The following is a 12,925-nucleotide window of genomic DNA, read 5'->3' as shown; positions in this document are numbered from 1 at the left end:
ACCGGCTACCAGCCGGAGACGGGCTACCCGGCGTCGGGGGCGCCGCCACCGGGTAGCCCGTCTCCGGCTGGTAGCCGGTCTCCAGCAGGGCGTACCGCGACTCCACCGGAGGCCCGCCCTGGCGGTAGCCGTTGTCCAGCAGCGCGTAGCGCGACTCGACCGAATCGGGGCGTTGCGGCGGCGGCTCGGGCTCGGCCCGGTACGTCGGCTCCGCCCGGTAGTCCGGCTCGGGCCGGTACGCGGGCTCGGCCCGGTAGGCGGGTTCCGCCCGGTACGCCGGCTCGGACCGGTACGCCGGCTCGGACCGGTAACCCGGCTCGGACCGGTAACCCGGCTCGCCCCGGTAGTCCGGCTCGGCCCGGTAGTCCGGCTCGGCCCGGTAGTCCGGCTCGGCCCGGTACGCGGGCTCGGCCCGGTAGTCCGGCTCCGCGCGGTACGCGGGTGCCGCCCGGTAGTCCGGCTCCGCGCGGTAGGTCGGCTCGGCCCGGTACGCGGGATCGACCCGGTAGGTCGCCTCGGCCCGGTAGGCGGGCTCCGCGCCGTACGACAGCTCGGCCGGATGCCCGATGGCCGGCGCGCGCCCGGCGTACCCGTTGGGGGCCGCACGTCGCGGCAGCGGATCCGGTGCTGGCTCCTCGGCCCGCCGGTCGGGCTCCGCCTGTTCCGCGCCATGGCCGCCCCGCCGGGCGCGGTCCAACAACGCCCGCCACCGCGGCGCTGGTTCGGCCGGCCGGCCCCAGCCGGTCTCACTGCCCTCCACGGCCCGCCCTCCCAGCACCATCGATCTCCGTCTGACAGGCTACGAAGCAAACACTATTCGGACCACACCTGGCGACGCACACCACCCGGCACAGATCACGACGGGCTGGGCGCCAGCGGCCCGGCGCCGGTCGCGTCCGGGGAGGTGGTGACGCTCGGCGGGGGCGGCTCGGTCGACTCCGTCGACGACGGCTCCGGTGACGGAATCGTTACGACCGGTGCGGGTTCCGACGATTCGCCCACCGGCGCCGAGCGCTCGGGCGCGGGTGGTGTCGACACCGCGCGCACCTGCGGGCTCGACGTCGGGCTGGGCCCGGTGTCGGCCGGCGGGCGGACCACGTCGCGCTGTTCGGGAAGTGGTGGTGTGAAGACCGCGCGGTCCAGCCGGTACACCTCGGGGGCGGGGTCCACGGCCCGGACGTCCGGCCGGGCCGCCACACCGCGCAGCACCTCGGGGCCCGCCCGGACGACCGCCGCGTAGACGCAGGCGCAGCCGGTGCGGTACGCCGCCGCCTCGGCCGACGCCACCTCGGCGTCGTCGGCGTACCGCACGCGCAGTTCCCGCTCGTCGACGCCGTCGCCGGTCATCTCGGCGGCCCGCTTTCGATAGTCGGCCGCCTCGGTGTCCTTGCGGGCCGCCACCTCGACCATCCCGGCGACGACGTCGTCGGGCACCCGCAGCGCGGGGATCTTCACGATCTCGGTCTGCCGGCCGGGCAACGGCACCCGGCCGAAGACCGTCGAGACCGGCACGTCGCCGAGCACCGCCGCCAGTCGCTGCGGCGGCAGGTACGCGTCGAGCGTGACCAGGGCATAGGTGCCGTCGCCGGCGGTCGGGGCCGTGCTGGGCAGTGCGGCCAGGTCCGCCGCCGCCGAGCGCAGGTAGCCGGGGACGGAGTCGCCGTCGGCCACCCCGACCCGGGTCACCTCGCCCACCGTCCGGTCGCCGACCGGGACGTCGTCGGCCGCCCAGACGGCGGTGCCCAGCACCGCCGCCATGGACAGCAGCGCGGCCCAGGTGAGCACCCCGGAGCGCCCCGACCGGTCGCCCAACCGGGCGACGGCCCGGGTCAACGGCGGCAGCAGCCGTTGGTCCAACTGCCGCAGCAGGTCGCCGGCGCGCACGGGCGGGATCCCCTCGTCGGATCGGTGTCAGGCGGTCGCCGCGCTAGTCACGCAGGATCTGAAGCGCGCGGTCCAGGTCGTCAGGGTAGTCGCTGACGAACCGGACCTCGTCCCCCGTTCGGGGGTGCAGGAAGCTCAGTTCGCGGGCGTGCAGCCACTGTCGGGCCAGTCCGAGACGGGCCGAGAGGGTGGGGTCGGCGCCGTACGTGAGGTCACCCACGCAGGGGTGGCGCAGGGTGGAGAAGTGCACCCGGATCTGGTGGGTCCGGCCGGTCTCCAGCCGGACGTCGACCAGGCTGGCCGCCGGGAACGCCTCCAGGGTGTCGTAGTGGGTGATGCTCGGCTTGCCGCCGGAGACCACGGCCCACCGGTAGTCGTGGGTCGGGTGCCGGTCGATCGGCGCGTCGACGGTGCCGCGCAGCGGGTCGAGGTGCCCCTGCACCACCGCGTGGTAGCCCTTGTCCACCTCGCGGTACTTGAAGGCCCGCTTCAACGCCGTGTACGCCTGCTCGCTCTTGGCCACCACCATGATCCCGGTGGTGCCGACGTCGAGGCGGTGCACGACGCCCTGCCGCTCGGCGGCGCCGCTGGTGGAGATGCGGTGCCCGATGGCGGCGAGCGCGCCGATGACGGTCGGCCCGGTCCAGCCGGGGCTGGGGTGCGCGGCGACGCCCACCGGCTTGTCCACCACCACGATGTCGTCGTCGGCGTACACGACGCGCAGGCCCGGCACGGCCTGCGGCACCACGGTCGGCGGCGCGACCGGGGCGGGCAGCGTGACGTCCAGCCAGGAGCCGGCCTTGACCTTGTACGAGTTGGGCCGGGCGGCGCCGTCGACCAGCGCGTCCCCGGCGTCGACGAGGGCCGCGGCGGCGGTGCGGGAGAGCCCGAAGAGGCGGGACACCGCCTGGTCCAGGCGCATCCCGTCGAGGCCGTCGGGCACGGGCAGGGACCGGTGGTCGCCGCCGGCGGCGAACGCGGAGGTCATGCCCGCTCCCGCTGGTCCGCGGCGGCCTGGGTGGCGTCCGCGTCGGTCGGGTCGCCGTCGCGGCCGGCGCGCCGGCCGTCACGCTGGCGGCCGGTCAACTCCAGCAGTACGGCCAGCAGCACGCCGCAGACCAGCGAACTGTCGGCCAGGTTGAACACCGGCCACACCTGGCCGAACGGGTCGAAGAGGCTGATCATGTCGACCACGTGCCCGTGGAACGGGGAGGGCGCCCGGAAGATCCGGTCGACGAGGTTGCCCAGGGCACCGCCGAGGACGAGGCCCAGCGAGACCGCCCAGGGCAGCGACCGCAGGCGCAGCGCCATCCAGACGATCCAGCCGACCACACCGATGGTGATCAGCGGGAAGATCCAGGTGTGGTCCGAGCCGATGCTCCACGCCGCACCGCTGTTGCGGGTGAGGCTCAGGTAGACCAGGCCGCCGAGCAGCCGGACCGGCTCCCGGTCGGTCAGCGCGGCCAGCGCGAGGTGTTTGGTGACCAGGTCGGCCAGCAGGGCCACCAGGGCGACCCCGGCGAGGATCGCGACGGCCCGGGGCCGGGGCGTGCCGCCACCCGGCTCACTGCGGCCCGGTTCGGCGGGCGGTGCTGCGGTCATGCGCTCCCCATCGAGGTGTCTCGGCGGTGATCGCTCACCGTCTCATCGCCGCCGGGGAACGGACCTCAGCGCCGCTCCTCCAGCTGCTTGCACGTCACACACAGGGTGGCCGACGGGAAGGCGGCGAGGCGCTCGACCGGGATCGGGTTGCCGCACCGCTCGCACCAGCCGTAACCACCCTCGTCCAGGCGCTCGAGGGCGCGCTCGACCTGCGTGATCCGTTCCAGAATGCTGTTGGCGAGTGAGATCTCCTGCTCACGCTCGAACGTCTTGGTGCCGGTGTCGGCCTGGTCGTCCCCGGCCGAGTCGGTCAGCCGGTCGCGCTGCAGCTCGGTGATCTCGCTCAGCGTCTGATCGTACTCGGCGCGGAGCTCGTCCCGCCGCGCCGCCAGCGCCGCGCGGATCTTCTCGGTCTCCGCCGCGCTGCGGGTGACCTTGGCCACCGGCTTGCGGCCGGCGGTCCTCGTGTCGGCTGGCTTCGCCATGGGTCGCTCCCTCGGCCGCGGAACCGCATGGTTGGCGGCTCCTGGTCAGGGGACGCCAAACCAGGGCGTCCCCTTTGTGCGAAAAGGGGCGCACGGCGTCGATGGCCGCGCACTCCGGAGGTTGGCAAGAATACGGAACGTACAGGCGTCCGACAACGTGGCGCACCGTCGCACCGCTTAACTGCCCCGAGCCCTGCCTAACTGGGGCAAAGGGAACGCTAGCAGATCAACCGTCCGACTCATCCCCGTACTCACCAAACCATCGGGCCAGCCGACCCCGCCGGCTCACCGCCCGCAACCGCCGTTCGGCGGCGTCGCGCACCCCCGCGGTGGCGACGATCAACAGACTGTCGCCGACCTTCAGACGGGTGTCCGGTCCGGGCACGAAGCCCACCCCGTCGCGCAGCACCAGGGTCACCGAGGCGCCCACCGGCAACCGCAACTCGTCGACGTGCACCCCCGCCAGCCGGGACCCCTGCGGCACCTCCAACTGCAGCAGGTCGGCCCGCATCCGCTCCAGCGGGGCGGTCTCCACGTGGATCTCGGTGGCCTCGGCCGGCGCGGTGATCCCCAACCGGCGGGCCAACGGGCCGAGCGTCCCGGTCTGCACCAACGTGAAGATGACCACCAGCACGAAGACCGCGTCGAAAAGACGCTCCGCGCCCGGCACGCGCTCGGACAGCGGGATGGTGGCCAGCACGATCGGCACCGCCCCGCGCAGCCCGGCCCAGGACAGGAACGTCTGCTCGCACAGGCCCACCCGGAACGGCAGCGCCGACGCCGCCACCGACAACGGTCGCGCCAGCAGCACCAGCGCCAGCCCCGCGACCACCGCCGGCAGCACCGCCGCGTCCAGCCGGGCCGGCGCGGCCAGCAGCCCGAGCAGCACGAACAGACCGATCTGCGCGAGCCACGCCAACCCGTCGGCGAAGCCGAGGATCGCCCGCCGGTGCGACAACCGGGCGTTGCCCAGCAGCACCCCGGCCACGTAGACGGCGAGGAACCCCGAGGCGTGCAGCACCGCGCCGGCCGCGTACGCCAGCACGGTGATCCCCACCGCGGCGATCGGGTACAGGCCGGCCGCGGGCAGCGCCGCCCGACGCAACGCCCACGTCCCGGCCACCCCGGCGACCACACCCACCGCGGCCCCGACGGCCAGCTCGTAGACGACCAGCCCGGTCTCGTACCACCACGGGTGCGCCCAACCCGAATGGGACAGCAGCACCACCAGCAGCACCACCGGGGCGTCGTTCATGCCCGACTCGGCCTCCAGAGTGGCCACCAGCCGCGGCGGCAGACGCAGCCGGCGCAGGGTCGCGAAGACCGCCGCGGCGTCGGTGGACGACAACACCGCGCCGTAGAGCAGCGCCAGGCGCCAATCCAGACCCAACAACAGGTGTACGGCCACACCCACCACCACGATGCTGACCACCACGCCGACCGTGGAGAGCGCGGAGGCCAGCCCGAGCACCGGGCGCAACGTGCTCCACCGGGCGGTCAGTCCACCCTCGGCGATGATCACGATCAGCGCGCAGAACCCCAGGGTCCGGGTCAACTCGACGTCGTCGAAGCGGATGCCCAGCCCGGCCTCGCCGATCGCCACACCCAGCGCCAGGTAGACGAGCAGGCTGGGCACCCCGAGGCGGGTCGAGAGCCGGACCGCGCCGACCGCCACCAGCAGCACGCCCGCACCGACCAGCAGCGCGATGTCCAGCCCCGGTGTCACCGCTGCCCGGCCCGGACGTTCCTCACTCGGCGGATCCGTCGCGCAGCCGGCAGAGCAGCCCGGGCAGGGCCGGGTCGGGCCGGTCGACGAGGAAGAGCTTGTCCCGGCTGGCCGCGCCGGCCCGCAACGACACGGCGGCCGGCCGCACACCCAACGCACCGGCGAGGGCCCGACGGGCGGCCTCGGTGGCGCGACCGTCGACGGCCGGCGCGTGCACGGCGATCACCAGGGCGGGGCCGTGCGGGCCGTCGAAGCGCCCGCCGACCCGGTCCCGGGACGCGCCGGGCTTCACCCGTACCGCCACGGTGAGCGTGTCCTGCGCGGGCACCGGGGCGCCGTTTCAGATCGGTCGGACGTCGGCGAGCAGGACGGTGGCCGGCGTGCAGAGCGCGCACGGAGTGAAGCCCAGCTCGACCGCCTCGGCGACCGGCAGCGTCTCGGGCACCCGGCCGGCCAGGTGCGGACAGCGGGCGAGGTGGTAGCGGGGCCGACCGTCCACCACCTCGACGGGATCGGGCAGCCGAGCCACCCGCGCCGCCTCGGCGGGGGTGATCGACTGAGCGGCCGGCTCGTCGGCCAGCGCCTCGAAGGCCGACACGTCGGGGTCGGACGCCTCGTCCTGCGGTGCGGGGCTCACCGGCCGGTGCAGCGGCGACGCGTCATCGGCCGGGGTCACGAACGGTGTGCCCCGGTCGACCGACGCGTCGAACGGTGAAACGTGGTCGGCCGGCGGCTCGGGTGGTTGCCGCCACCCGGTGCCGCCGGCACCAACCGTCGAGGGCATGTGCTGCACCGGCACGTCCGGCTCGACCAGCGGCGGCCCGTACGGGACACCCGGCGTGGCCTGGCTGGCCGTGCGGGGTGCGCCGGCGGCGCGCCGGTCGGGTCGTCCCGGAGCCGCCGTGGCACGGTTGGCGGCTGCCTGGCGGGCGCCGGCCACCAACGCCACAGCGGCCAGCAGACTGGCCGCGATGGAGATGATCAACATGATGCTGGAGCCACCGGCCAGGCCGAGAACCAGCAGCACCACCGCGACGAGGATGAGCAGGAGACTCGCAACTATCACGGCTCACCCCCGCCGCTTCGTACCGTCCGGGCGGGGCCGGCGACCGTCACCATTGGCGGACAGCGATCGCCGGCCGGTGCTCAGCGTCCGGCTTCGAGGGCGCCGGAGCGCCCGCCGCCGTACGACCCGGCGAGGCCCGCGGCGGCCAACCCGTTGCCGCCGGCGACCCGGCCTGCCTCGGAGCGGGTCATCTCGGCCTCGAGACCCTGGCCGCGACCGTCGAGGTCACGCAGCTGGCTCTCCAGGTACGCCTTGAGCCGGGTGCGGTACTCGCGCTCGAACTGCTTGAGCTCCTCGATGTGCTTCTGCAGCGCCGTGCGCTTGGCGTCCAGGCCGCCCATGGCCTCCTGGTGCCGCTGGCGGGCGTCCCGCTCGAGGGCGTCGGCCTTCGCGCGAGCCTCGCGGGTCACCTCCTCGGCCTTGCTGCGGGCCTCGGACAGCAGCTGGTCGGCCTCGCGGCGGGCGTCGGACACGTGGTCGTCGGCGGTGCGCTGGGCCATCATGAGGACCCGCAGGGCCTGCTGCTCACCGTCGCCGGTGACACCGGCCGGACCGCCGGCCGCGCGGACCTGCTCCAGCTCGGCCTGCATCGCACGGGCAGCCTGCTCGGCCGCCGACTTGTCGCGCTGCACCCGGTCCAGTTGGGCCTTGACGTCGTTGAGCTCCGCCGCCAGTCGGGCGTCGCCGCCGGGGCCGGCGGGGGCACCGCCACGGCCGCCGCGCTCCACCTGGGCGCGCAGCTCGTTGTTCTCCTCGATGAGACGGGCGAGCTCGCGCTCGACCTCGTCCAGGAAGGCGTCGACCTCCTCCTCGTCATACCCCCGCTTGCCGATCGGCGGCTTTTTGAAGGCGACGTTGTGGACGTCGGCCGGGGTCAGCGGCATCGAAACTCCTCGGGTCAGTTGCGGCCGCGAAAGCGCGTCGGTCATCAGGCAGATGCCCTGATCGACGGCCCTAACACGAACTCCATCAGCACGAACAGGATAACCAGGAGCACAAGGGAGGCCAGGTCGATGCTCACGGTACCAATTCGCAGCGGAGGGATCACACGCCTCAACGCGTTGAGAGGGGGATCAGTGACGCTCCACACGGATTCCAATCCTGCCGATGCTCCGCGCCCCGGCTGCCACCGGCGGCCGTACTGCAGGACGGCGCTCAACACGAACCGGGACAGAAGAAGCAGCAGGAAGACATAAAGGATCAGGTACAACACTTGCAGCAAGATCGACAACACGGTCAGCGACGTCCCTCGGGTCGGGCGGGATCAACTCAGACTGAAAAAACCGCCCTCAGCGATCTTGGCCTTGTCCTCCGCGGTGACCTGGACATTGGCCGGTGAGAGCAGGAACACCCGATTGGTCACGCGCTCGATCGTACCGCGCAGCCCGAACGCCAGCCCGGCGGCGAAGTCCACCAGACGGCGGGCATCGGCCTCGTCCATCTCGGTGAGGTTGATGATCACCGGGACGCCGTCGCGGAAGTGCTCACCGATGGTGCGCGCCTCGCGGTAGGTCGTCGGGTGCAGCGTGGTGATCTGGTACCGCTGCTCCTCCTCCGGAGCCACCACCCGCTCACGCGTCGTGGCCTGCGGCGCAAGGGCCAGATTGTCCCGGGTGTGGTAGGTCAGCGCGCCGGAGGTCTCGCCCGCCGACGACCGGGTGATCGACCGCACGCTGGACCGCTCGACCCGCTCCGGACGCTCACCGTCACCGCGATCGGACTCGCTGACCCGGCCGTTCGCCCGCTCGGAGAGCCGACCCCGCTCACTGACCCGCGGCCGGGGAGCCGGCGGCTCCTCGGTGTCGTCGTCGTCCTCGTCGGCGAACTCCTCGGCGTACCGGCTCTGCCGGTACCGCGAGTCACGGTAGCCACCCTTGTCGTAGCCACCGTCGTCGTAGGCCCGCTCGTCGTCTTCTTCGACCAGACCGAGCCAGACCCCCGCCTTGCGCAGTGCACCCATCCCGCGCCCTTCCGTCCGCCGTGCGGCACGCGCCCCCGTGCCATGTCGCCCGTCGCGAGTGGACAACCATGCCCATCGGACCGGAACGGCAATCCCCTGGCACGCGATTCGCGTCGCGTGCCACGACCCCCCGAACAGGAGACGCCGTTCCTGAAACAACACTGATGTAATTTGCTTGTCTCGCGGTCAGGCTACCGCAGCGTGGAGCGCATTCCGAGCAACGCGCTTCCGACGCGGACATGTGTCGCGCCGTATCGGATCGCGATTTCCAGGTCGCCGCTCATTCCGGCGGACAGGGCGCTCGCTCCCGGATGGAGTGTCCGGAACGTCTCGGCCACCTCGGCCAGCCGGGCGAAGGCCCGCTCCGGCGGCCACCCCAACGGCGCCACCGCCATCAGACCGGCCAGCCGCAGCGACGGCGCGTCGGCCACCGCCTCGGCGACCGGCTCCAGCCCGTTGCCGGGATCGGCCGAACCGGGCACCGCGCCACCCCGCGCCGGGTCGCCGTCGATGCTCACCTGCACCAGGGCCTCCAGCGGGCGCTCCCGGTCCGCGGCCGCGCTGGCGAGCGCACGGGCCAACCGGACGCTGTCCACCGAGTGCACCACGTCGGCGTAGCGGACCACCGAGCGGGCCTTGTTGCGCTGCAACTGGCCGATGAAGTGCCACCGTGGGCCGACCCCGGCGGCGGCCACCTCGGCGGCCTTGCCGGCAGCCTCCTGGTCGCGGTTCTCCCCCACGTCGGTCACCCCGAGCCCGGCCAGCGCCAGCACGTCGCTGGCCGGGTAGGTCTTGGTCACCGCGATCATCGTGACACCGGCGACGTCCCGGCCGGCGTCGGCGCAGGCGTCGGCGATCCGCGTCCGGACCTGGGCCAGGCCGGCCGCGAGTTCGGCGCGCCGATCCGGTCGTACCGTGGCTGAGCTGTCGGTCATCGGCGGAGCTCAGGACCCGTTCTTGAGGAAGTCGGGCACGTCCACGTCGTCGAAGAGCACCCGACGCGGCGACTGGGCCGGCGCCGGCGTGACCGGCGTCGGCACCGGGGTGCTCTGCGGCGACGGCTGGTTGGTGTTGGTCTTACGCGCCGGCTCGGCCGCCTTGTACGCCGGGGTGCCGCCGTCGAAGCCCGCCGCGATGACCGTCACGCGCACCTCGTCACCGAGCGCGTCGTCGATCACCGCACCGAAGATGATGTTGGCGTCCGGGTGGGCTGCGTCGGTGACCAGCTGCGCCGCGTCGTTGATCTCGAACAGGCCCAGGTCGGAGCCACCGGCGATGGAGAGCAGCACGCCGCGCGCGCCGTCCATGCTCTGCTCCAGCAGCGGGCTGGAGATGGCCGCCTCGGCCGCCTCGACCGCGCGGTTCTCGCCCCGGGCGCTGCCGATGCCCATCAACGCGCTGCCGGCGCCACTCATCACGCTCTTGACGTCGGCGAAGTCCAGGTTGATCAGACCCGGGGTCGTGATCAGGTCGGTGATGCCCTGCACACCGGAGAGCAGCACCTGGTCGGCGGTACGGAACGCGTCCATCATGCTGATGTTGCGGTCGCCCAGCGCCAGCAGCCGGTCGTTCGGGATGACGATCAGGGTGTCGCACTGGTTGCGCAGTTCGTCTATCCCCGACTCGGCCTGCACCTGGCGGCGCTTGCCCTCGAAGGAGAACGGCCGGGTCACCACGCCGATGGTCAGCGCGCCGAGCTTCCGGGCGATGTTCGCCACCACGGGCGCGCCGCCGGTGCCGGTGCCGCCGCCCTCACCGCAGGTCACGAAGACCATGTCGGCGCCCTTGAGCACCTCCTCGATCTCGTCGCGGTGGTCCTCGGCGGCGTTCTTGCCGACGTCCGGGTTGGCACCCGCGCCCAGACCACGGGTCAGCTCACGGCCGACGTCGAGCTTGACGTCGGCGTCACTCATCAACAGCGCCTGGGCATCGGTGTTGATCGCGATGAACTCGACGCCCTTGAGCCCAACCTCGATCATCCGGTTGACGGCGTTGACGCCGCCACCCCCGATGCCGACGACCTTGATGACCGCCAGGTAGTTGTGCGGAGGTGTCATCTCCGGTCCTTTCCTTCGAGATTGGGGTAAACCCTCACCCTCTACTAGAGGCTCACAGTTATGTCAACCACTGATCCTCTTCGGGGCAACGTAAGCGCCGCCGCGCGATGAGCCAAGGACCCGACCGGCGTGTCGCCGAGCGAGCGCGACTCGTCACGTCCGCAGCACGCTCCCGGGTCAGCGGAAGGTCACCACGTCCGGTGCGCTCACGTCGATCCGGTCGGTCTTCTCGCCGAGCAGTGCCGTGGCCACCCGGGCCTTGTCCGTACCCCGGGTCGCGTCACCCCAGACCACCGTCCGGTCCCCGCGCAGCCGCAGGCTGATCCGGGCCAGTCCCTCGACGGTCACGTCCACCAGCTCGGCGCGCAGCTGCGGGGTCAACGCGACAAGCACCTCCAACGCGGCACGGGTGTCCGGGTCACCGGCGGACGGCCGCGCCACCTTCACCAGCGGCAGCCCGGCGGGTCGGCGGGCCACCGTCTGGAAGGCCACCCCGCTCCGGTCGACAAGCGTGAACGCCTCCCCCTGCGGCACCACCGCCACCGGGGTCCGCTCGGTCACCCGCACCACCAAGGCGCCCGGCCAGTCCCGGGAGACCGTCGCCCGCTCCACCGGTGCCAGCTCGCCCACCCGGCGGGCGGCCACGGCCAGGTCCACCCGGGCCAGTGGCACCCCGTCGGCCACCCCGACCGCGTCGCGCACCTGCACCGGGGTGACCAGGGTGGCACCCTCCACCCGCACCTCGCGGACACCGAACAGCCCGGTGCCGAGCACCGTCCACGCGACCAGCCCGACCAGCGCCAACACCCCGGCGGCCACCGCCCACGGCAGCGCCGCGCGCATCCGACGCTGCCGGGCACGCGCCATGAACCGGCGGGTCGACGGCGGCACCGCGTCACTGCCCGCACGGACCAGCTGCCACCGCCGCACCGGTCCGCGGCGGGGCGCGCCGCCGTCGCCGGCGGCGCTGGTCCGCCCCCGGGCCGGGCCGGGGCTCATCCGGCCGTGGGCGCCGCGCCGTCCGGTGCGGCGGCGCCACCGAGCGCCGCACCGTCGCCGCCGGTCGTGGCACCACCGGGCACCGGCTCACCGACGGGCGGGGTGGTCGCCACCGGATCGACCGTCGCGGTCGGCGAGGAGCCGCCGGTACGCGCCTCCAGGCCGGCCAGCAGCTCGTCGCTCATCAGCGAGATCGGCGGGGCGCCCATGGTCACCACCACGTCACCCGGTCGGGCCCGACGGACCACCTCGACCGGCGCGGCCTCCCACGAGTCCACGAAGACCTTCCGCTCGGCGGGCAGCGCCACCGCCTCGATCAACGCAGCCGAACCCTCCCCGGGCTGACGCAGCTCACCCGGCCCGAAGACCTCCAGCAGCACCACCTCGTCGGCGATGGCCAGCGCCTCGGCGATCTCCGCCTGCGAGTCGCGGGTCCGGTACAGCCGGTACGGCTGGAAGACGACGATCAGCCGCCCGTCCCCGGCCACCTCGCGCAGCGTCTGCAACGCCAGCGTCATCGAGGTCGGGTGGTACGCGTACTCGTCGTAGACCAGCACGCCGTCCGCGACACCCTTGCGCTCGAAACGCCGCCGCACGCCGGGGAACACCGCCAGCGCGGCCTCCGCCGCCTCCAGCGGCAGATCCAGCAGGTACGTGGCCAGCACCGCGGAGGCGCTGTTCAGCCCCATGTGCCGCCCCGGCACCGGCAGCCGGAACTCGCCCAGCGACCGGCCGTCGATCGTGGCCAGGTAGCGCACCCCGCGCGCCGAGGAGGAGATCTCGCTCAGCCGCAGGTCGGCGTCGGCCGCCTCGCCGTACGTGTACACCCGCCGGCCCTCGGCGCGCAGCGTGTCGGCCAGCCGGCGACCACCCGCGTCGTCGGCGCAGGTGATGATGAACCCGTCCGGGTCGGTGAGCCGGGCGAACTCGACGAACGCCGCCTCCAGCGTCGCGTAGTCGCCGTAGGTGTTCAGGTGGTCCGCCTCGACGTTCGTGATGATCGAGACGAACGGGCGGTAGATGAGGAACGAGCGGTCGCTCTCGTCCGCCTCGACCACGAAGTACTCGCCGGTGCCGTGGTGGGCACCCGAGCCGACCTCGGAGATCTCCCCGCCGATCACGAACGACGGGTCCACACCGGCCTGC

Annotated in this window: 14 protein-coding genes and 1 pseudogene; all 15 read right to left on the bottom strand. The window is 73.3% G+C overall.

What is annotated here, in order from left to right; translation table 11 throughout:
- Positions 1-781: pseudogene (locus F8271_RS24955) on the bottom strand (ATPase); the annotation flags it as partial.
- 74 nt (positions 782-855) lie between these two features.
- Entirely contained in the window at positions 856-1,884 is a 1,029-nt protein-coding gene (locus tag F8271_RS24950) for a hypothetical protein (RefSeq protein WP_151492263.1), read from the bottom strand.
- 43 nt (positions 1,885-1,927) lie between these two features.
- Positions 1,928-2,872 (bottom strand): RluA family pseudouridine synthase, encoded by a 945-nt coding sequence (locus tag F8271_RS24945; RefSeq protein WP_151492262.1) that lies wholly within the window; start codon positions 2,870-2,872, stop codon positions 1,928-1,930.
- On the bottom strand, positions 2,869-3,486 hold the full coding sequence (gene lspA / locus F8271_RS24940) for a signal peptidase II (protein ID WP_151492261.1): 618 nt from the start codon (positions 3,484-3,486) through the stop codon (positions 2,869-2,871). Before lspA ends, F8271_RS24945 begins: the two co-directional genes overlap by 4 nt.
- Positions 3,487-3,551: 65 nt before the next feature.
- A complete protein-coding gene (locus F8271_RS24935) occupies positions 3,552-3,971 on the bottom strand; it encodes a TraR/DksA C4-type zinc finger protein (protein ID WP_151492260.1) in 420 nt (139 codons plus the stop codon).
- Positions 3,972-4,197: 226 nt separating this feature from the next.
- The gene (locus tag F8271_RS24930) at positions 4,198-5,697 is read right to left on the bottom strand and encodes a potassium/proton antiporter (RefSeq protein WP_151492259.1); all 1,500 of its coding nucleotides are present in this window, start codon (positions 5,695-5,697) and stop codon (positions 4,198-4,200) included.
- Positions 5,698-5,719: 22 nt separating this feature from the next.
- Positions 5,720-6,025 (bottom strand): DUF167 domain-containing protein, encoded by a 306-nt coding sequence (locus F8271_RS24925; protein WP_151492258.1) that lies wholly within the window; start codon positions 6,023-6,025, stop codon positions 5,720-5,722.
- A gap of 12 nt (positions 6,026-6,037) precedes the next feature.
- On the bottom strand, positions 6,038-6,763 hold the full coding sequence (locus F8271_RS24920) for a hypothetical protein (RefSeq protein ID WP_151492257.1): 726 nt from the start codon (positions 6,761-6,763) through the stop codon (positions 6,038-6,040).
- A gap of 80 nt (positions 6,764-6,843) precedes the next feature.
- Positions 6,844-7,647, bottom strand: a complete 804-nt coding sequence (locus F8271_RS24915; protein WP_151492256.1) for a DivIVA domain-containing protein — start codon at positions 7,645-7,647, stop codon at positions 6,844-6,846.
- Between the two features lie 44 nt (positions 7,648-7,691).
- On the bottom strand, positions 7,692-7,997 hold the full coding sequence (locus F8271_RS24910; protein WP_030334503.1) for a YggT family protein: 306 nt from the start codon (positions 7,995-7,997) through the stop codon (positions 7,692-7,694).
- A gap of 30 nt (positions 7,998-8,027) precedes the next feature.
- Complete coding sequence (locus F8271_RS24905; protein WP_151492255.1) at positions 8,028-8,723, bottom strand: cell division protein SepF; 696 nt, start codon at positions 8,721-8,723, stop codon at positions 8,028-8,030.
- A gap of 191 nt (positions 8,724-8,914) precedes the next feature.
- On the bottom strand, positions 8,915-9,658 hold the full coding sequence (locus F8271_RS24900; RefSeq protein ID WP_151492254.1) for a YggS family pyridoxal phosphate-dependent enzyme: 744 nt from the start codon (positions 9,656-9,658) through the stop codon (positions 8,915-8,917).
- Positions 9,659-9,667: 9 nt separating this feature from the next.
- On the bottom strand, positions 9,668-10,780 hold the full coding sequence (gene ftsZ / locus F8271_RS24895; protein ID WP_151492253.1) for a cell division protein FtsZ: 1,113 nt from the start codon (positions 10,778-10,780) through the stop codon (positions 9,668-9,670).
- A 177-nt stretch (positions 10,781-10,957) separates the two neighbouring features.
- Positions 10,958-11,779 (bottom strand): cell division protein FtsQ/DivIB, encoded by an 822-nt coding sequence (locus F8271_RS24890; protein ID WP_151492252.1) that lies wholly within the window; start codon positions 11,777-11,779, stop codon positions 10,958-10,960.
- The coding region (murC, locus tag F8271_RS24885; RefSeq protein WP_151492251.1) for a UDP-N-acetylmuramate--L-alanine ligase at positions 11,776-12,925 on the bottom strand (1,150 nt) is incomplete at its 5' end. The genes F8271_RS24890 and murC, both read right to left, overlap by 4 nt.

Source organism: Micromonospora sp. ALFpr18c, from assembly GCF_008868155.1.
Classification (GTDB): Bacteria; Actinomycetota; Actinomycetes; order Mycobacteriales; family Micromonosporaceae; genus Micromonospora.
Note: the sequence above shows the minus strand (reverse complement) of the source record. Positions and strands in the feature narration are given on the sequence as shown.

Coding starts and splice junctions, on each gene's coding strand:
- F8271_RS24945 (WP_151492262.1), bottom strand. CDS start 2,872: ATGACCTCCGCGTTCGCCGCCGGCGGCGACCACCGGTCCCTGCCCGTG.
- lspA (WP_151492261.1), bottom strand. CDS start 3,486: ATGACCGCAGCACCGCCCGCCGAACCGGGCCGCAGTGAGCCGGGTGGC.
- F8271_RS24935 (WP_151492260.1), bottom strand. CDS start 3,971: ATGGCGAAGCCAGCCGACACGAGGACCGCCGGCCGCAAGCCGGTGGCC.
- F8271_RS24915 (WP_151492256.1), bottom strand. CDS start 7,647: ATGCCGCTGACCCCGGCCGACGTCCACAACGTCGCCTTCAAAAAGCCG.
- F8271_RS24905 (WP_151492255.1), bottom strand. CDS start 8,723: ATGGGTGCACTGCGCAAGGCGGGGGTCTGGCTCGGTCTGGTCGAAGAA.
- F8271_RS24900 (WP_151492254.1), bottom strand. CDS start 9,658: ATGACCGACAGCTCAGCCACGGTACGACCGGATCGGCGCGCCGAACTC.
- ftsZ (WP_151492253.1), bottom strand. CDS start 10,780: ATGACACCTCCGCACAACTACCTGGCGGTCATCAAGGTCGTCGGCATC.
- F8271_RS24890 (WP_151492252.1), bottom strand. CDS start 11,779: ATGAGCCCCGGCCCGGCCCGGGGGCGGACCAGCGCCGCCGGCGACGGC.